At 69.2% G+C, this 18486-nt stretch carries 13 protein-coding genes; 10 read left to right on the top strand and 3 right to left on the bottom strand.

Annotated features, from left to right (window positions below; all coding sequences use genetic code 11):
• The first annotated feature begins 115 nt into the window (after positions 1-115).
• The 5 genes from ACSMXO_RS27955 to ACSMXO_RS27935 all read left to right on the top strand — a co-directional run bounded on the left by ACSMXO_RS27955 (position 116) and on the right by ACSMXO_RS27935 (position 8486).
• Positions 116-4138 (top strand): polymorphic toxin type 27 domain-containing protein, encoded by a 4023-nt coding sequence (locus ACSMXO_RS27955; protein WP_455414477.1) that lies wholly within the window; start codon positions 116-118, stop codon positions 4136-4138.
• Positions 4135-4545, top strand: coding sequence for a hypothetical protein (locus ACSMXO_RS27950; protein ID WP_455414476.1), 411 nt, complete (start codon positions 4135-4137; stop codon positions 4543-4545). The genes ACSMXO_RS27955 and ACSMXO_RS27950 overlap by 4 nt, the downstream gene beginning before the upstream one ends.
• Positions 4546-5020: 475 nt before the next feature.
• Positions 5021-5623 (top strand): peptidase inhibitor family I36 protein, encoded by a 603-nt coding sequence (locus tag ACSMXO_RS27945; RefSeq protein WP_455414475.1) that lies wholly within the window; start codon positions 5021-5023, stop codon positions 5621-5623.
• Between the two features lie 8 nt (positions 5624-5631).
• Positions 5632-6207 carry a peptidase inhibitor family I36 protein gene (locus ACSMXO_RS27940; RefSeq protein WP_346258405.1) on the top strand — a complete coding sequence of 192 codons (576 nt, stop codon included), beginning with the start codon at positions 5632-5634 and terminating at the stop codon, positions 6205-6207.
• Positions 6189-8486, top strand: a complete 2298-nt coding sequence (locus ACSMXO_RS27935) for an FG-GAP repeat domain-containing protein (RefSeq protein WP_455414474.1) — start codon at positions 6189-6191, stop codon at positions 8484-8486. The genes ACSMXO_RS27940 and ACSMXO_RS27935 overlap by 19 nt, the downstream gene beginning before the upstream one ends.
• A gap of 112 nt (positions 8487-8598) precedes the next feature.
• Here the strand turns inward: ACSMXO_RS27935 and ACSMXO_RS27930 are convergent, their stop codons facing one another.
• Entirely contained in the window at positions 8599-8814 is a 216-nt protein-coding gene (locus tag ACSMXO_RS27930) for a mycothiol transferase (RefSeq protein ID WP_346258403.1), read from the bottom strand.
• 187 nt (positions 8815-9001) lie between these two features.
• Between ACSMXO_RS27930 and ACSMXO_RS27925 the strand changes: the two genes are divergently transcribed.
• From ACSMXO_RS27925 to ACSMXO_RS27915, 3 genes are read left to right on the top strand one after another with little or no spacing between them, the layout of a single operon-like run.
• Positions 9002-10003, top strand: coding sequence for an RNA polymerase subunit sigma-70 (locus tag ACSMXO_RS27925; RefSeq protein WP_455414473.1), 1002 nt, complete (start codon positions 9002-9004; stop codon positions 10001-10003).
• Between the two features lie 5 nt (positions 10004-10008).
• Entirely contained in the window at positions 10009-10314 is a 306-nt protein-coding gene (locus tag ACSMXO_RS27920) for a hypothetical protein (RefSeq protein WP_455414472.1), read from the top strand.
• Complete coding sequence (locus ACSMXO_RS27915; protein WP_455414471.1) at positions 10302-10757, top strand: DUF6069 family protein; 456 nt, start codon at positions 10302-10304, stop codon at positions 10755-10757. Before ACSMXO_RS27920 ends, ACSMXO_RS27915 begins: the two co-directional genes overlap by 13 nt.
• Positions 10758-11254: 497 nt before the next feature.
• On the opposite strand, the gene ACSMXO_RS27910 is transcribed toward ACSMXO_RS27915, so the two are convergent.
• The gene (locus ACSMXO_RS27910; RefSeq protein WP_455419320.1) at positions 11255-13108 is read right to left on the bottom strand and encodes an exo-alpha-sialidase; all 1854 of its coding nucleotides are present in this window, start codon (positions 13106-13108) and stop codon (positions 11255-11257) included.
• Between the two features lie 618 nt (positions 13109-13726).
• On the opposite strand from ACSMXO_RS27910, the gene ACSMXO_RS27905 reads away from it, so the two are divergent.
• Positions 13727-16102 carry an SGNH/GDSL hydrolase family protein gene (locus ACSMXO_RS27905; protein WP_455414470.1) on the top strand — a complete coding sequence of 792 codons (2376 nt, stop codon included), beginning with the start codon at positions 13727-13729 and terminating at the stop codon, positions 16100-16102.
• Between the two features lie 64 nt (positions 16103-16166).
• Here ACSMXO_RS27905 and ACSMXO_RS27900 read toward each other — a convergent pair whose 3' ends face one another.
• Positions 16167-16388 carry a hypothetical protein gene (locus ACSMXO_RS27900; protein ID WP_455414469.1) on the bottom strand — a complete coding sequence of 74 codons (222 nt, stop codon included), beginning with the start codon at positions 16386-16388 and terminating at the stop codon, positions 16167-16169.
• 395 nt (positions 16389-16783) lie between these two features.
• On the opposite strand from ACSMXO_RS27900, the gene ACSMXO_RS27895 reads away from it, so the two are divergent.
• Positions 16784-18190: a serpin family protein gene (locus ACSMXO_RS27895; RefSeq protein ID WP_455414468.1), complete on the top strand. Its 1407-nt coding sequence runs from the start codon at positions 16784-16786 to the stop codon at positions 18188-18190.
• Positions 18191-18486: the final 296 nt, after the last annotated feature.

The following is an 18486-nucleotide window of genomic DNA, read 5'->3' as shown; positions in this document are numbered from 1 at the left end:
CGACGTGTGTCATTGTTCTGACTCGCCGAGATCTTGGTTGCCCATAGATGGTGCCTTATGTTCAAGCGGCTTGCGGACCGGACGGGGGTCCGTTGTACGACGGACTGGAGCCGCTTTGTCGAAGACACATCTGCGCCGCCTCGTGGTCACCACGACGGCGGTAGCCGTGCTGGCCGGCCTGACGCCGGCCGGCGCATTCGCCGCACCACCCACTCCACCATCACCACCACCACCGGCGCCGGCGCCGGCTGCGGCCAAAACTGCCGGGCAGTCGCTGAACGACTTGTTCAAATACCCGACGTTCGCGCCGAAAACGGTGCGCTCGGGCAGCACCGACGATGTCACGTATCAGTTGATGTGCTGGTACGCCGAGGCGCACGCCGATCCGGAGGTGCGCGAAGCTGCGGCTGCTGCGCTGGCGGCGGGTGACGCGGCAATCGTGGCGTTCCTTGCCCCGAACGGCGGCTACACCCAGGCCGTCAAGAGGGCCGAGCAGCGCCGCCAGCAGGCCGATCAGGCGTTGGTTACCGAAATCCGCGCGCTACGCGGCACTGGCGGCCCGACGTTCAACGCAGAGGTCGAACGCGTTCTCGCGCCGACGGCGAAGCCGCGTGACCGTGAGGCGTTCAAGGCGTACGGCGCAGAAATCGCCCGTCAGCGCGACGCTGAGTTGACCAAGCAGCAGGCCGACCGTGCCGCGGAACTGCGCAACCGAGTTCAGCTGATCATTGATTCCACCGATGAGGTGGAGAGCCCGAACGTGCACGCCGCCGCGGTCGACGCCTTGGCCGGTGGCGACGCGGCGATCACCGAGTTCTTCGAGTGGGGCTTGGTCGAGGCCGGGATCCGGGACGCGGAGCTGCGTGAGGAGCTGATCGCCAGCCGCGAGGCCGAACTGAAGGCGATCGAAGAGGCCGGCGACCTCGCGGTGCGTTCGCGCAAGGCCAATGAGGCCCGGGTGCGGCTGATCCAGGCCCACGGCGCGGGTGTGAAGGCGTTGCAGCAGTCCGCGAACGCGATGACCAGCGGCGCGATCAACGGCCGCCGCGCGGCACAGATTCTGGACGCCAGGGGCCCGCTACGCGACCTGGAGGCCGTGAAGACGGCGGCCGCGGTGAACCTGACGGATGCCCGCAACTTCGCCACGGAGGCCAGGAACGCCGCCGCCGTCGCCCAGGAAGCGGCGAACGTTCTGGTCAACGAGGCGCAGCTGCCCTACGGCACGGAGTGGGCCGACATGGCTCAGGGCCTGTCGTTGTCGGCCGAGGCGGCGCACCAGGCGACGCAGACCGCGGTGCACGCGATCGACGCCACGATCGCCACCCACAAGGCCCTCGGAAATGCCGACGAGGCCGCCAAGCGCGCCGAGCAGGCGCGCCGATGGAAGCTGCAGGCGATCCAGCACAAGGACGCGGCCGCGAAGCTGGCGGAGGTGGCGGAGAAGCAGGCCGACGCCGCCGAGAAGGCCGCCGAGCGGGCAGACGCGCACCGCCGGGCGGCTGCCTCCCGGACAGCGGAGGCGTGGGACCACGCCGCCAGAGCGCGGGCGCACCGCAACGAGGCGATCCGGCAGGCCGACATCGCCGCCGACCAGCGGGAAATCGCCGAGGCCGAGCGGGCCAACGCCGAGCGGCATCACATCATCACGAAGCTCCAGGCCGACGAGGCACACCGGCTGCGCGGTCTGGCCGAAGTGGACAGGCACAACGCCGCCAGTGAGCGCCTGCGTGCGGAAACCGCGGAGGGCAAGGCGCGGACCGCCCGGGACAACGCGGCGGTTCGTGAGGAGAACGCGCGCCGGCTTCGCGAGCTGGCCCGCGACGCGGCTGAGGAACGCGACCTGACCAGGATGCAGGCAGAAGCCGCGGAACTGGCGGCGGCCGCCGGGCTGACCGGTCAGGACAAGCGCGACGCCGACGCCGCCGCCCTGGAGGCGCGCCAGGCGGCCGACGCTGCCCAGCGGCACGCTGACACGGCCAAGGCCAACGCGGACGCGGCCACGACGGCGGCATCGAAGGCCGACGCCGCGGCGACCGAGACCGAGCGCGCGGCCGACCGGGCGTGGGCGGCGGCGAGTAGGGCGGCTGCCGCGGCTGCCGCCTCCGACCGGGCGGCAAGTGCCGCCGAAGCCGAAGCGGCGAAGACCCGTCAGGCCGCCCGTGCCGCCGAGCGGGAAGCGGCTGCGGCGACCGCGCAGGAAGTCAACGCGGCCCGTGCAGCCCAGGCCGCCGATCGTGCCGCGCAGGGCGCCGCGTCGGAGGCCGTCAAGAGCCTGTGGGCGGCGGATCGCACGCGGGACGAGACGGTCGCGGCGACCAACGAGGCGGCGTCGGCGACGGTGCAGTCGGAGAACGCGTTGCGCTCGGCCAACGCGGCCCGGTCGTCGGCGACCGCGGCGTTGATTCCGGCGTCGAACGCGGTCGAGTTGCTGGCGCCGTTCACGGCGACCGACATCAACGCCGTCTTCGCCACGCAGGTGTCGAACCTGGCGATCGAGATCAGCGAAGAACAGGCCAGAGCGGCCGAAACCCGCGCCGTCGAAGCCGACGCGGCCGCGGTGCGTGCGCAGCAGGCGGCTGAGGCCGCGCAGGCCGACATGAAGGAGGCGTACCGGGCGGCAGCCGATGCTGCCGGATCCGCTGCTGCGGCAGCCTTGGACAACGCCCGCGCCAAGCGGGCGTCGCTGCGGGCCAAGGAATCGGCGCGGCTGGCCCGCGACTCGGCGGCCAGTGCCCGCAACGCCGATGCGCAGGCCCGCCAGGACGCCCGGGACGCCCGCTCGGCGTCCAACCGGGCGTACGAGGACGCTCGGATCGCCGGTCTCAACGCCGACCAGGCCGAGCGTCTCGCTGCGGACGCCCGCACCATGGCCGACCAGGCGCAGAAGGACGCCGACGACGCGCAGCGGTTCGCCCGCGAGGCACAGCAACACGCGGACGCCGCGGACCGGGCGGCGACGAACGCGGAGGAGTACGCCAAGGAGACCGCGAGATACGCGGAAAACGTTCAGCAGTACGCCGACGAGTCGCAGGCCGAGGCGGCGCGGCTCGAGGCCGAGATCCGGGCTGCGGAGAACGCGGACCTGGACGGGGCCTTCGAGTTCACGGCGGCGATGCTCACCGATGCCCGGGACTATCTGACGACGGAGCAGTTCGCGTCGATCGAGCCGTTCATCGCGGTGTCGCGGGGCGAGGTGTCGCAGTTCCTGGTGCAGTACGGCCCGGAGCTGATCGGTGACTTCTTCAATATCGACGACATCAGGGCCTGCTTCAGCGGCCAGATCCTGTCCTGTCTGATCCTGGTCGCCGAGCAGCTCGGTCCGGTCCGGGCGTTCAAGGCCCTGAAGCTGCTCTACAAGGCGACCAAATCGGTCAAGGCGTTCTGGGACGCGGTCAAGAAGGCCCGCAAGATCATCCGGAATGTCAACAAGAAGATCAGCGACTGTCAACGCGGTCTGATCAAGGAGATCACCGGGGATCTCGTCGGCCAGGTGGCCGGCGCCTCCCCGGCGTCCGCCACGGGTCCGAGGGCTGCCGCCGCCGGACCCAACAAGAAGTGCAAGCAGGATCTGCCGTGCGTGGTGACCAGCAGCGACAGCAGACCCCACGGGTTGATCGCGGCCACGTCCGCGAGCCACCGCGCCCGGGCCGCCGATGACGATGACGATGATTGTCCCGAGTACACCGACCACGTCGTGCTCGGCGTCGCCCCGTTCTCCGATAACCTGGCCGAGGCTCTGCGGGACGGGGGCGACGAACGGGCCCACACCTACAACGGAGACGAGTACGGCGAAGAGGGCCTTGGCGGCAGGCCCGAGTGGATGGTGAGGGTCGGCTCGGCGATCACCACGGAAGAAACCAAGATCAGCGTGGAATTGTACGATACGCGCTGGACCGGTCCGGCAGAGGCTTTCCGGGGCCTTTACCGGCAGGGTCTGCCGATCGTCAACAACTACGTAGAGGCCCGCAAGCCAGGTAACGGAACGGCCTGGGAGATGGCGAAGCTGGGCAACGCGGCGCGACTGCACAATTATGGCAAGCGGTGGTCCCGCATCGACTTCTACTGGAGGGGTAGGTTGCTGACGAAGACCGAGTTCCCCGAGCCGAACTGGGCGGAGCTCAGGGCAGGCTTGGTGTGACGGCCCCCGGCTCGCCCTATCTGAGGCCCGACTTGTACTACCGGGTCTGGGAGTTCAACGCCAATCACCGTCAGCTCCTGATCCGCTGTGACTATGCCGTCGACGGCATCGAGTTGGATCGCTCTGAGGTGTGGTTCGGCAACGTCTCCTTCATGGTGCTGGCGCCCATCATCCAGGGCCTGTATCTGCGCCGGCCGGACGAGTCGGACCTCGCGCGGCTGCGAGCCGCACACGGTCAGGAAAAAATCAACTGGGCGTACGTCTGGCTGATCAACGAGGCCGGAACCCAGTTCGTGGCGTCGGGCCGGCCGTCGTGGCGGGAGGGCCGCCGACCGATCGAGGCTCCGTCATTCTTCGCCGGCGGCCCCTGGCCCGAGCGTCCAGAGGATACCTCCGGATCGATCTGACGGGGAGCGCGTACCCGGATGGACGGTGGCGGTGACGTCACCGTCCATCCGCCGGGGGAAATGCGACACCGAGTGACGACTTCCGAGGATCGTGAGCTGATTCTTTCCTCGTGGTGGTTGGGCGGGGCGCCTCGGGATCGAAGGTGGACGTCCTCCGGCACTTCGCAACGACCGACGGCGTGGGTCTGGGCCGGCGACTTGTCTGGGCATTCGGCGTGGCGCGGAGAAGGCACTGGCCGAGCGTATGTGGGGCACCGTGGACATTGCCGTGGAACCCGGACCGGTCGGCCTGGGAAACGGTCGTCGGTGGCTCCCGGCGACGCCGACCGACAGTCATATCGATCTCTGTTGTCCGGTAGTCGACAGAAGGCGCTGACGGGCACATACGCCAATATCCCGGCGTCCATAGTTAGGGCTCCCGTGGCGCCCGTTCATCGACGATGGTCGGGCTGCCGCATGCCCCGAAGGAGGTTTCGTGAAGCGTTTCCGATCATCGGCGCTGCGTACGGTCCTGGCTGCGGCCCTGACCGTGGCCGGATCGGTGGCCGTGTTCCGGATCGGCGCCGCCACTGCCGTCGACCCACCGTCCGAGGCCCGGGCCGCGGCGGTGCGGCTCGACCGGTTGGTGCAGAACAACCCGGGGGCGCGGAAGCTGGCGCCGAACGCGGTGCGGCTGCCGGATGGGGCGGTCCTGTCCTTCCCGATGGCCGGCGTCGCCGAGGACAAGTGCTCGTACGAGGACGTGTGCCTGTTCGAGCACCACGACTTCGGCGGCGAGCGGCTGCGGTTCAGCCTCTGCATGGTGTACGAGCTCCGTAACTACAAGCTGTCCGACGGGCGCCTGTGGAGCACTCAGGTCAGCAGCGTCATCAATCGTCTGCCGGTGAGCAACTGGGCCTACATCTGGCACAAGGGCGGCGCGCCGCCAGCGGAGGAGGGCATGGCGAAGTGGGAGTTGCTGCACTCCTCTCGCGCCAACGCCGCGGATCAGCCGGCACAGCAGTTCCCGTCGGTCGGGTGGAACGACCGGGCCGAGGTCGTCAAGCCCGCGCGCGTACCCACCGCTCAATGCCTTTAGGAGAAACCGTGCGTTTCCATCGTCTTACCCTCAGCGCTCTGCTGGCCGCGGCCCTCATTGCCATCGGATTCGGGGTCGGGCCCGCCGCCCAGGCCGCACCCGACGACCGCCTGCAGCGGCTGCTGGCCTACAACCCCGGATCGCGGCTCGCCGGTCCGGACTCGATCATCACGGAGAAGGGGGTCACCCTCTCGCTGCCGTCGTCGAAAGAGGCGAACGGCACGGCTGTCGGCCTGCCCGACACCCTCTGCTCGTACGAGCATCTCTGCCTGTTCGAGAACGCCGAGTTCGGCGGCGAGAAGCTCACCGTCGGCACCGACTGCAGCCTCTACCCGATCTGGCAGCTGAAGACGTCCAGCGGCCGGTTCTGGGGCAACGAGGTCAGCAGCTACATCAACAACCAGAAGGCCGGCACCTGGGCCTTCATGTGGAACAACTACGGCGCCACCGACACGGCGGACCGGAACAACTGGGAGCTCATCGAAGGCTCCAAGGCGGCCGGTAAGGGCTTGGCCGAGGGCGTCGCCTGGATGCCCAGGAACGACATGGTCAACGTGCTGCGGGCGTGTCCCGGCCCGTGGTGACGCGACCGGTCGACCGAACGTCATCTACTCGTTCCACTTCTTCGGGGGATCTGATGGGCACATCGTCGACAATCAGTTCACGTACGAGTTGGGTCACCGCGATCGCCGCTTCGCTGGCCGCCATCCTGGCGGTCCCGGCCCTGGCGATCGCCGCTGAGCCGAAGGAGCCGAGCGGCACATTGCCGCTGCCCGCGCCCACCGCCAGCCAGTCGACCAGCGCCGGATCGGCGAAGGGCACGACCGGCCGCGGTACCCCGCGCACCCTGGCGATCGCCGACGACGGCACCGTCCCGGCCGCCAGTGACGACGAGAAGCTGAGGGCGGCGCCGATCGTCGGGCTGGACCTGTCGCAGCCGAGCAACCCACTCGGCTTCCCCGACCGGGACTTCGTCTTCGAACTGTGGCTGCTCGCCAGGCCCGGCACCGAGGTCAAGGGCGCGGCGCTGCTCGCGCTCGGCGACTGGGACCCGGACCTGCAGGCGTGCGTGGCCTGCAGCCTCTACATCCGGCGCGGCATCCACGAGGCCGCCGACCGCGACCTGCACAACGAGATCCGGGACCGGCAGAACGCCGAGGTCGCCGAGCGCCGCCGCACGCAGGCCGCCGAGCTCGTCGAGCTGCCCGTGACGCCCCGCCTGACCAGCTCCAGTGACCGCGACTTCATCATCGCGCTGTGGACGTTCCTCAGGGACAACAAGGCCGAATTCACCGGCACCATCGCCGCGGCGGAGCAGGCGTTCACCACGACGCCCGCGGCGGTCGACTCCTTCCTGGCGTCCGGCCTGACCAACGTGTACGCGGCCGATCAGCGCCGCCTGATCGCCGAGGCCGCCGACAAGGACGAGGCGCAGAAGGCCGAGGCCAACCGCCGCTTCGACCGCAAGAAGGCGGCCAACGCCGTCGGCATCGACGTCAAGGTCGACGACGAGGTGTGGATGGCCAGTACGGACGACGTCTTCCTCCGCGACATCGCCCGCCGCCTCAAGGGCGTGCCGTTCTGGTCGCTGACCTACGCCAAGCTGGCCGACGAGGTCCTCAACGGCTCCGAGGACTCGTGGAAGGTGATGATCGCCACCGGCATCTACGAGCAGGTCGAACTCGACCGCCTGCGTCGGAACAGGGAGATCATCGACGGCTACAAGGCCAGGGTGACCGAGGTCCGCGACGCGGCCATTCGCGACGGCTACAAGAACATCGCCCGGGCCGGCACCGCAGCGCTGGCGAGCAACTCGATCAGCACGCTCTGGTCGTACCTTGAGAAGCGTGAGTCGCTGCCCGTGGACGCCTCGGAGATGACCGTGATGAAGGCGACCGGCGCTACCTCCACGGCCGTCATCAACCGCGGCGAGATCGGCCGCTGGTGGAGCGCCGACCGGACGGTCTACCAGTCGGGCACGAGCTGGACGCTGAGCAGGTCGCGGCCGTACAACGGTGACTTCAACGGCGACGGCAAGCGCGACGTGGCCGTCCTCTACGGTGGGGGTGCAGCCTGGCGGGTCCAGTTCTTCAGCAACATCGACGCCGCCGCGCCGACGCCGAGGCTGGTCTGGGACTCCCCGGCAAACTCCGCCGGCAAGGGGTACGACCTGAGGTCCGCCGCGGCCGGCGACATCGACGGCGACGGCCGGACCGACCTGGCGATCTACGGCAAGAACGCGGCCGCCAAGTCGGTGCTGCTCACGCTGACCCCGGGGGCCAACGGCACCTGGGTGGCCAAGGAGATCGCCGCTCCGGACGCGCTCGTCGCCGGCCGGCTCGTGGCCGGTGACGTGACCGGCGACAGGAAGGCCGACTTGATCACGATCACCCAGGACGCCACCCTGGGCATGCGGATCTGGATGGCGCCGACGTCCGCCGCCGGGGCGCCCGGCACCGCGGTGGCGAAGTGGGCCGACAGGAACTTCGCGATAAGCACCACGACCGAGCCGGTCGCCGCCGATTTCAACAATGACGGCCTGGCCGAGCTCGCCCTGTTCCGCAAGGAGAAGGAGGAGTTCTCCGACAACGGCGCCAGCCTGCACCTGTTCTCGAAGCTCAACGGCACGGTCGCGCGCAGCGAGGCGTGGCGGATCGAGGGCGGCCTGGGTGCGGCGAAAATCATCCTGCCGACCCCGGCAGACGTGAACGGCGACGACTACGTCGACCTGCTGGTGCACTACGCGATCGTCGATGACCAGACGCGTACGTACGCCGTGCTGAACAGCGCCGGCGGCTTCACGGTCGTCAAGGAAGCCGGCATGGACGGCAACAAGATAGCCGACCTGCGCATCGCTCGCTGAGCTCCACGGCGGGCTCCCCCATGGGGGGAGCCCGCCGTGCTGTGCGGGCGGCACGACCACGACATCCGGACGTCAACCACGACTACAGACCGGGTCGTCGCATGATCTCGCCCTACTCACGTTCGTCACCGAATCCTTCAACGAGACCGCCGAACTGTCGTGCCTGCCACCCAGCCGGCGGATCCTCACGAACCAACCCGTCCACGGCCTCACGGAGCAGGTCGGCCTGCCCGGTGTGCCGGCCGTACTCCGCGATCAGGTCGCAGACGAGCCGGCGCAGGCTGGGATGGCGACCGTCGGGCCACGAGACGTGGGCGAGCACGAGCACCCCTCGGCACGCTCAATGCCGTTGCACTAGTGAACCTTTTTCAACCTCCCCTTGCGGTCCGGCGGACCGCAAGGTCGGACGCGGTGCGTGAGCGCCGCGCGGTCCAGGTTGAAAAAGGTTCAGTGATGAGTTTTCGCGCCCGCACCCGTCACACCTACGACGGGACCCGACGAGACGGAAGGATGACGTGATGAGTGCGGACATGCGGCTGGAGGAGCTGGGCGTGAGCGGGCTGGGCGAGGTCGACGAGCCGGCGTTCTCGGGGCTGGCGGAGCGGCACCGGCGGGAGCTGCACGTGCACTGCTACCGGATGCTCGGGTCGTTCGAGGACGCCGAGGACACCGTGCAGGAGACGTTCCTCCGTGCCTGGCGGCGGCGGGAGACCTTCGAGGGGCGGTCGACGTTCCGGGCCTGGCTGTACCGGATCGCCACCAACGCCTGCCTGGACCTGCTCGCCAAGTGCCGCCCGGAGCCTGCGACCGGCGGCGAGGTGCTGTGGCTACAGCCCTACCCGGACCGGCTGCTCGACGAGCTGCCCGCGGGCGACGCGGACGAGCCGGAGGCCGTCGCCGTCGCGCGGGAGACGATCGAGCTGGCGTACCTGGTCGCAGTCCAGCACCTCGCGCCGCGCCCGCGGGCCGTGCTGATCCTGCGGGACGTGCTCGGCTGGCCGGCGAAGGACGTCGCGGAGCTCCTCGGGGATTCCGTCAACTCGGTGAACAGCGCGCTGCAGCGGGCCCGCGCCGGCATGCGGGAGCACCTGCCCGCCGAGCGGCAGGACTGGACCGGCGGCGAGGAGGACGCCGGGACGCGCGAGCTGGTGCGCCGCTATACCGACGCCAGCGTGGCCACGGACGTCGACGGGCTCGCCGCACTGCTGCGGGACGACGTCCGCTGCTCGATGCCGCCCACGCCGGGACTGCACGTCGGCCGCGACACGGTGGTGAACGGCTGGATCGAGGACGGCTTCGAGGGCCTGAAGGGGCTGCGCGCCGTCCAAACCTCCGTGAACCGGCAGCCCGCCGTCGCCTTCTACCAGTGGCGAAAGCGGGAGGGCGCGTACCTGCCGCTGACGATCGACGTCCTGCGCGTCACCGGCGGGGCGATCACCGAGATCGTCACGTTCCACGACGATCAGTTCCCGCGGCTCGGGCTGCCGGAGCGCTTGCCGGCGGACGGCACGGAGTAGTCCCGGTGTGGACGCTCGCGCTGCGCGGTGGCGCGCGTGTCGCGGTGGTCGGGGCGGAGTGGCGCGACGCGTTCGGCGTCGTCACCCGCGGGCGGGTGCAGCTGGAGCTGCGCGACGGCGAGCCCGGGCCGGTCCTCGGACGCGACGCCGGGTTCTGGCTCCGCGGCACCGGCGTCCGCGCCCTGCGGAACCCCGGCCGCCGCACGGCGAGGGTGCGCATCGTCACCCCCAGGCCAGGACCGTCACATGCCAGTCAACACACCCCGTACGCCAGCTACTTCGATGATGGAGGAACGACATGGACAGCATGAATGACACCGGGGTCGTCGCAGGCCCGGCATCGGGGCAGACCAGCCACACCCACCGACTCCGCCGGCTCGCCGGCACCGGCCTCATTGCCACACTCGCAGCGATGGTGGCCACCACCCTCGCCGCTGCGCTTGCCCAGGCCGTTGGCGTCGACTTCGAGGTCCCCGATGGTGGCGAGACGATCCCGTTGTCCGGGTTCGCCGTGGTGACCGGCTTCTTCTCGGTCGTGGGCATCGTCATTGCCGCCGCTCTTCTTCGTTGGAGCGCTCACCCCGCCAAGCGATTCGGGTGGACGGCAGTGTCGCTGACCGCGATCTCGTTGGTCCCGCCCCTCCTCGCCGGGGCAAACACCGCCACCACCACCGCCCTCCTCGGGCTACACCTCGTCCCTGCGACGGTGATGATCCCCACCCTGGCGCGGAGCCTCCGCACCCGGACCGATTGACGATCCCGCAACGGGACAACGCGCGGCGCAAGGGAGTGCGCGAGCGCACTAACGTGGCCCCCGGTGCTGCCACCCTCCATTCCAGGTTCCTTTTCTTGGTCAATTCGAAAGCTGAGTCGCGTGTGCGAACAAGCACAGGGCACGGTGCGGGTGCGGAAGTGGCGGCGGTGGACGTACTCAACCTTGATGGTGGAGAAGGTGGCCTCGGCGACGGCGTTGTCGAAGCACGACCCGACCCGGCCCTATTGGCGCACCTTCCATCGGGCGCAGGCCCGGGCGACGTCGGCCGAGGTGTACTCGGGCAGTACACCTCGGCCGAGTTCGGCCGTGCTCTGCGCTCCTGTGGCGTCCTGGCCTCGTTGGGCTCCGTCGCCGACTGCTTCGACAACGCTCTGGCCGAGACGTTCTTCGCGACCTTAAAGACCGAGTGGTCTACCCCCGCGCCTGATGGCCTGTCAATATCTTCGGCGCAGGGGGCGGGGGACCCGACGCTGCGGCTACTGCTGGGGATCGATGGTGGCGAACGGGAGGCGGAGCCGGAGCTGCCCGGCGATGGGTACGTTGTGCTTCCGGATCCTCCGCAGCTCCTCCGTGGTGAGGGCGCGGCCGTAGATGCGAAACTCGTCGAGGGCACCGCGGAACGGGTTGTTGAGGCCGTCGACGCGTCGGCCGAGGTAGACGCTGCGGATGCCGAATTCCCTGCCGGTGGTCACCGAGCCGCGGGGAGCGGCCAGGTCGGCGACGGTGGCGCCGTCGATGAGGACCGTGACCCGGGTCGCCGTTCGTCGCATGGCGACGTGGTGCCAGAGCCCGTCGTTGTATGCGCCCGCGATGGTGATGTTCGCGTCGCCCTGGCCGGTGCCGACGACACCCCGGATGCGGTTACTTGCCGGTTCGGCCCGCAGCCAGATCTGCGCGGCTCCCGTACCCACCTGGTAGAACCACCAGATCACGATGCTGCCGGTGGTTTCGCTGTACCGGAACCACGTCATGATTGTGAACTGGTTGTCGCCGAGGTCGACGTCCGGGTTGTACGGCACCTCCACGTGGTCGTCCACGCCGTCGAGCGCGAGCCCTGCGCCGTACCGCCCGGCACCCAGGGTGGCGTCGCCGCGCACGTAGGCGGTGTTGTCGTAGCGCGGTGCCGCGTCCGGAGTCGTCGGTCCCGGCACCGGTGGCGGCGGCAGGCTCGGCGGCGGGCCGTTCGGGGTGTCGAGGTACGCCTCGTTGAACCGGACGAACTGGACCACCTCGTACAGGGCGGCCACGCCGCTCTCGTACAGGACTCCGGCCACGGGGCCCGTGACCGGATCGGTCTCGATCTTGACCAGGTCGGAGTACCCGCCCGGACCCCAGCTGATGACCTTGCCTTCCTGCCAGGTCTCCCAGGTCTGGGCTTCGTCATACGAGGACCGGATCGTCAGGGCCTCTCGCTTACCGGGGTTGGCGGGTCCGGAGAACAGGATGCGGTTCCGCGCGTCACCTTCGTCGGTGGCGGTCAGGCGCAGCAACGCTCCCTGCACGACCGGCATCGTCAGCTCGGGCACCATCTGGAACGGTGCGTCGTAGCTGTCGCCGCCGTCGCTGGAGATCGCGTACGCCCGCGTGCCCTCAGCCGTGCCGGCTTCCCGCACGTTGACGTAGATCCGCCCATCGGTCAGCTCCACCAGGGTCGACTCGTTGACGAAGATGTCGGCGGCGGCGCCACCGGCGCTGGCGCCGAGGTGCCAGGTGTCGCCACCGTCGTCGCTGTACCCGAGGTGGATGCCGGCGATGGCCCGTCCGTCGGGTCCGGGGGACTCATGATTGGCGCTCATCACCAGCCGCCCGGCGTGCGGGCCGCGTTTGAGCTGGATGGCGTGCACCGGGCCGGTGGCGTACCAGGCGGTCCACTCTGGCAGTACCAACTCGGTCATCTCCCGCGGAGCACTCCAGGTCGCTCCCTGGTCGTCGCTGACCTGCAGGAACGGGTCGCGGCCACCACTTCCGGCGGCCGGGTTGTGGGTCGTGAACAGCAGGACCCGACCGGTCCGCTCGTCCACGATCGGCATCGGGTTGCCGTGCGTGTCGCCGTTGCCGCGCGAAACGACCTGCAGCGGCCCCCAGGTACGACCACCGTCGTGGGACCGCTTCAGCACCAGGTCGATGTTGCCTCTGTCGTCACAGTTGTTGATTCGACCTTCGGCGAACGCCAGCAGGTCCCCGTTGGTAGCCTTCACGATCGCCGGGATCCGGAAGCAGTGATACCCGTCTGTGTGCGCCGTGTAGACCGCCCGTTCCTCGTAGTACGGCTCGGCGGCGTGCGCGGTGCCGCCAGCGAGCAGGGCGGCGGCCATCGCCGCGACCACCACGGTGGACAACAGCCGACGGTGTCGCTGGCCGAGTCTTTGTCTCGTCATGAGATGCGATACCTCCACTGCTCACCGCTGAGGCGGATCCTGTCGAACGGCAGGTAGCGCCGGATCTGCGGGTTGTCGCGCCGGTGCGCTCGCGGGCCGTCCGTCAGCTCGCCCACACCGCCACCTCTCGGTTACGTAGGACACGCTTTCGTTTACGTAGGACACGGTGGTGAACTTCCTGCGTTCCGCCTCGGACGACCGACCGAACCCTTCCGACGTATCGGCGCGGCCATTGGCGAAACCTGGCTTGGACATCCTACGTCCAGCGTCCGGCACCGCAAGCCTCTCCGGGCAACGTGTCGGCCAGCTTGGTCGACACGTCCCCTCCGTGGCGCTTGACCCAAGGCGACATGCTGCGATTTGTCGTCACCCCTGCAGGGTGACGTCGACGGGGTCGCAGCCGGCCCATTGCCTGGATGGCCCGCCAAGATGATTCACCCGCATCGACCCCTCCCCGGGCACGTCGTGCAGGTGAAGAACGAGCCGAGTCGCGAGCGGACAGAAAGCCGGGCGACTGTTGACCGTGACGGGGGCGGGGAGCAAACTCGTTCGCGACCGTGAGGAGGTCCTATGTCTTACGTCTGGAGACTGACGCAAAGCGCCGGCACCGTGCTCGCGCTGGTGCTCGGTCTGACAAGCCCGGTCTCCGCGGCCGGCCAGTACGCCGAGTCGACGGCACCGCCGGGTGACTGGGTCGGCACCTGGTCGGCCTCGGCCTCCGGCACCGTACCCAATCTCCCTACCGGATACGTGGACCGGACCATCCGCAACGTCGTGCACACCAGCGTTGGTGGTTCGAGTGTGCGGGTCTCGCTGACCAACGTCCTCGGCACGGTGGCGGTGCGGATGGACGTGGTGACGATCGCGGTCGCCGACGCGCCCGACGCGCCGGACGCGGTCGCGGGCACGATGCGAGCGCTCACCTTCGGCGGCGCGCCGTCGGTCACCATCCCGGCCGGCGGCGAGGTGCTCAGCGACCCGATCTCCCTTGCCGTGCCAGCAGATGCCGACCTCCTGGTCAGCGTCTACACCCCGGTGTCGTCCGGGCCGGTGACCTATCACCAGGTGGCCAACCAGACCTCGTACCTGTCGCAGAACGGTGACTACGCGGCCGAGGAGTCCGGCGCGGCGTTCACCGAGACGATCACCTTCTGGCCGTACGTGAGTGGCGTGGACGTCCTGGGACATGCCGAGGGTGCGGTGGTCGCGCTCGGCGACTCGATCACCGACGGCAACAACTCGACACGGAACGCGAATCACCGCTGGCCGGACTACCTGGCCGACCGGCTGATCGCCGAGCCTGGACCGACGCGGCTCGGCGTGCTCAACGCCGGCATCAGCTCGAACCGGTTGCTCAACAGCACCTGGAACCCCAACGCGATATCCAGGTTGGACCGGGACGTGCTCACTGCGACCGGTGTGCGCTCAGTGATCGTCATGTTGGGAATCAACGACATCGGCGGCCAGCCGCAGCACCACGAGCCGTCGAAAATCATCGCGGCGCTGGGCCAGATAGCGGCTCAGGTCAAGGCAAAGGGGCTGCGGGTTACCGGTGGCACGCTCACGCCGTTCGGCGGGTCGAGCAACTACACCGAGGAACTGGAGGGCGTGCGGCAGGCGGTCAATGAATTCATCCGCGACGGCGGCGCGTTCGACGCGGTGGCCGACTTCGACGTCGCCCTGCGGGACCCCGCGGTGCCGGACCGGTTACGGGCGGAGTATGACTCGGGCGACCACCTACACCCGAAGGACGCCGGTTACCAGGCGATGGCGGCGGTCGTTGACCTGGACAAGCTTGACACCCGCCGGCCCGGCCACTGGGTCGGCACCTGGCAGACGGCCATGGCGCGGACGACGCCCGGTACCGACCAGGGCATGCCGAACCACACGATCCGCAACGTGGTACACACCAGCGTGGGTGGCGACGCGGCTCGCGTGCGACTGTCCAACGCGCTCGGTACGGTGCCGGTCCTGATGGGACGGTCGACGCTGGCGGTGGCGGCCAGGCCTGACGCGCCGGACGCGGTCGCCGGCACGATGCGCGAGCTGACCTTCGGCGGTGTGCCGTCGGTGACCATTCCGGCCGGCGGCGAGGTGCTCAGCGACCCGACTTCCCTGGCCGTGCCGGCGGATGGGGACCTGCTGGTGACTGTCTACACCCCGGCGCCCTCCGGCCCGGTGACCGAACACCCGCGCTCGTACCAGACGTCGTTCATCACCGCCGACGGCGACCACGCGGCGGACGAGCAGGGCAACGCGTTTACCCAGCCGACCACGGCGTGGTATTACGCGACAGCGGTGGATGTCCGGTCCAGCTCGGCTCGCGGCACGGTGGTGACCTTCGGCGACTCGATCACCGATGGGGACAAGTCAACCATCAATGCGAACCTGCGGTGGCCCGACGTCCTCGCCGATCGGCTCGCCGCCGAGCCGGGACCGACCGCGCTCGGCGTGGTCAACAGCGGCATCAGTGCCAACCGGATCCTCGACAGCAGCACCGGAACCGGGATTGGCGGTCCGAACGCGTTCGCCCGCCTGCCCCGGGACATGCTGACCACGTCCGGGGCGCGCACGGTCATCGTTCTCGAGGGCGTCAACGACATCCTCAACCTCGAACACCTCGACCCGGAGACCCTGAAACTCGCCCTGCGGCAGATCGCCGCCCAGGCACACGCACAGGGCCTGCGGGTCGTGGTCGGAACCATCACACCGATCAAGGGATGGCGCTCCTACACCGAGGAACGGGAGAACGTGCGGCAGGCCGTGAACGAGTTCATCCGCACGAGTGACGACTTCGACGCCGTCGTCGACTTCGACGCGGTGGTGCGCGACCCGGCCGACCCGCAACGGATCAACCCGCCGTACGACTCGGGCGACCATCTGCACCCATCGGACGCGGGCTACCGCGCGATGGCCGAGGCCATCGATCTCCGCACACTCCGCTGAGTGCTGGCTGCGTGCTGCCTTACCCAGGTCGGTGCGCAGCCACCCGCCGGCGCGGTCACCCGCGTCAAGCGGCCAGCACCCGGACGCCGATCGCCGGCACTCCGGGCCGTACCATGTCGAGTGGTCTCCTGGCTGACGGATAACCGATCACGAGGAAGCCCCACCCGTCCTGGCGTAGTCGCGCGCGTAGGTCGTCGTGATTGCCGTAGAAGCAATCCGCAACGACCGCCCGGCACACCACCCCGGCGGTGCGGGCCTTGGCGGCCAGGTCGGCGGCGATCTGCAACTTGATCCCGAAGTCCGGGTCGACGCGCCGTCCTTGCGGTCTCCGGAATCGTCGATAACCAGCACGCCACGCTCGTGCGGCGCGGTCGCCGGATCACCGAGCAGCAGCTTCAGTCGCCGCTCGTTGATCAGAGCATTGTCCTCTGCGGACACCAGCAGGAAATACCGCAACCTTTGCGCCGCGGCGTGGTGCGCGCCGGCCACCGCTCGACCCCGACCAGGCAGGTCAACGTCTTGTTCCGGTCACGCGGTGCCAGCAGCCCGGCCAGGTACTCCCGAAACGCGCGGCCGTGGCGATGGCAGCGAAGTGGCCAACGGCGTCCCGGCTGACGATATAGCCGGCGTCCGACCATTGCCATCGTCGGCCACGGTGACGGCGGTTCAGGGCATGAGCGGATGTCCAGCTCATCGCGAGCCTCTTTCGCGCGCAACTGGCGAACATTCTCCAACTTCTATGAATATAGGACCTGTACCTGGCGCGTCCCGGTAGGACTGCTCTACCGTCGCGGTATGGTTTCGCGTCGATCGGTCCTGCGAGCGGTACCGCTTGCGGCCGCTGCCCTTACCGCTGCCCCAGGCCATCCCCGTTGGCTCGGCGGGTCGTCCACATCGACGGATCCGGTACGCGTCCCCCCCGACCCGGCTACGACGGAGGCCGCCGCGACTGCGGTACGCGGCTTCACGGCCGACCTCTACCGCACCCTGGCGTCGACTCGTGCAGGCGGCAACGTGGTGTGCGCGCCGTACTCAATCGGGCTCGCGCTCGCGATGACCAGGGCGGGCGCCGGCTCGACCACGGCGGACGAGATGGATGCCGTACTCCACGCGCCGTATCCGCGACCCGGCGCGCTCGACAGCGGGCTCAACACCGTCGATCAGATGCTCGCCGGCCGGTACCAGGACGGCGACGGAACCAAGCAGGCCCGGCTGACCACGGCCAACGCCCTGTGGACACGGCTCGATCTGGGCTTGCGACCCGGGTTCCGGGACACCCTGGCCGGCTACTACGGTGCCGCGCCGCACCCGGTCGACTTCCGCGGCGCGCCGGAGGTGGCCCGCCAGGAGATCAATACCTGGGTGTCCGACCGGACCAACGCGAAGATCCCGGAGTTGTTGGGGTCCGGCGCCGTGAGCCCCGACACCAGCCTGATCCTCACCAACACGACCTACCTCATGGCGGCCTGGAAGTACCCGTTCACCGCGACGGCCACGGCGGTGGAGCCGTTCACCCGGGATGACGGCAGCGTCGTCGATGTCCCGATCATGCGCGGGCCGTTCGATAGGATGGGCTACCTGGAGGGGGACGGGTGGCGTGCGGTCGACGTGCCTTACGCGGGCAGCGGGCTGGCCATGGCGATCGTCATGCCGACCCGGGACGACCTCGCTGCGGTCGAGGCGAATCTCGATGTGACGTGGCTGGGCACGTTGTTGGCCGGGTTCCGGCTCACCGACGTCCAACTGCGCCTGCCGCGGTGGACGTTCCGCCTGCCGGCCGAGCTGGGTGCCGCGCTGGGCAGCCTCGGCATGCCCACGGCGTTCACGTCGCAGGCCGACTTCACCGCCATGAGCACCGAACCAGCCCTGTGCATCGACGACGTGGTGCACGAGACGTTCATCGCGGTGGACGAGAAGGGTACCGAGGCCGCAGCCGCGTCGGCCGTCATCATCCGGCCGCCGTCGATCCCGCAGGGGCCGCAGTTCTTCGTCGATCGGCCATTCCTGTATGTCATCCACGACCAGCTCACTGGCGTACCGCTGTTCCTCGGCCGGGTCCACGACCCGCTGGTCACTGGCCCAGCCTGACCGGACCGGGATCAGTCGAGATCTTCGGTTGATCCGCACTGTGAGTCGGGAAGGGCTCGTAACCTTGCGTAACGAGCGGGTCGCGGCAGATGCGGATATCCGATCAAGCCGAACCGTTCTATGCCTGCACGCGGTGCACGGTGACTACGATCGTGGGCCGCAGGCGCGCGTACCTCGATTCGTGTTCGTCGAGAAGGCCAGGCCAAGGCGGCCGATGTCCGGAGAATGCGCGTTCCTTCGACTGCTGTCGAGGGTCATCTTCGGAGCATCGGCTGGTGCCTCGGCGTTCGGCGCCA

This window comes from Plantactinospora sp. DSM 117369 (assembly GCF_053764795.1).
The sequence above is the reverse complement of the archived record's forward strand: the minus strand, read 5'-3'. Positions and strand labels throughout refer to the sequence as shown.

Excerpts from the sequence above, each read along its gene's own strand:
- ACSMXO_RS27915 (WP_455414471.1), top strand. The coding sequence starts at position 10,302 with ATGGACAGCATGAATGACACCGGGGTCGTCGCAGGCCCGGCATCGGGG.
- ACSMXO_RS27905 (WP_455414470.1), top strand. The coding sequence starts at position 13,727 with ATGTCTTACGTCTGGAGACTGACGCAAAGCGCCGGCACCGTGCTCGCG.
- ACSMXO_RS27895 (WP_455414468.1), top strand. The coding sequence starts at position 16,784 with ATGTCCAGCTCATCGCGAGCCTCTTTCGCGCGCAACTGGCGAACATTC.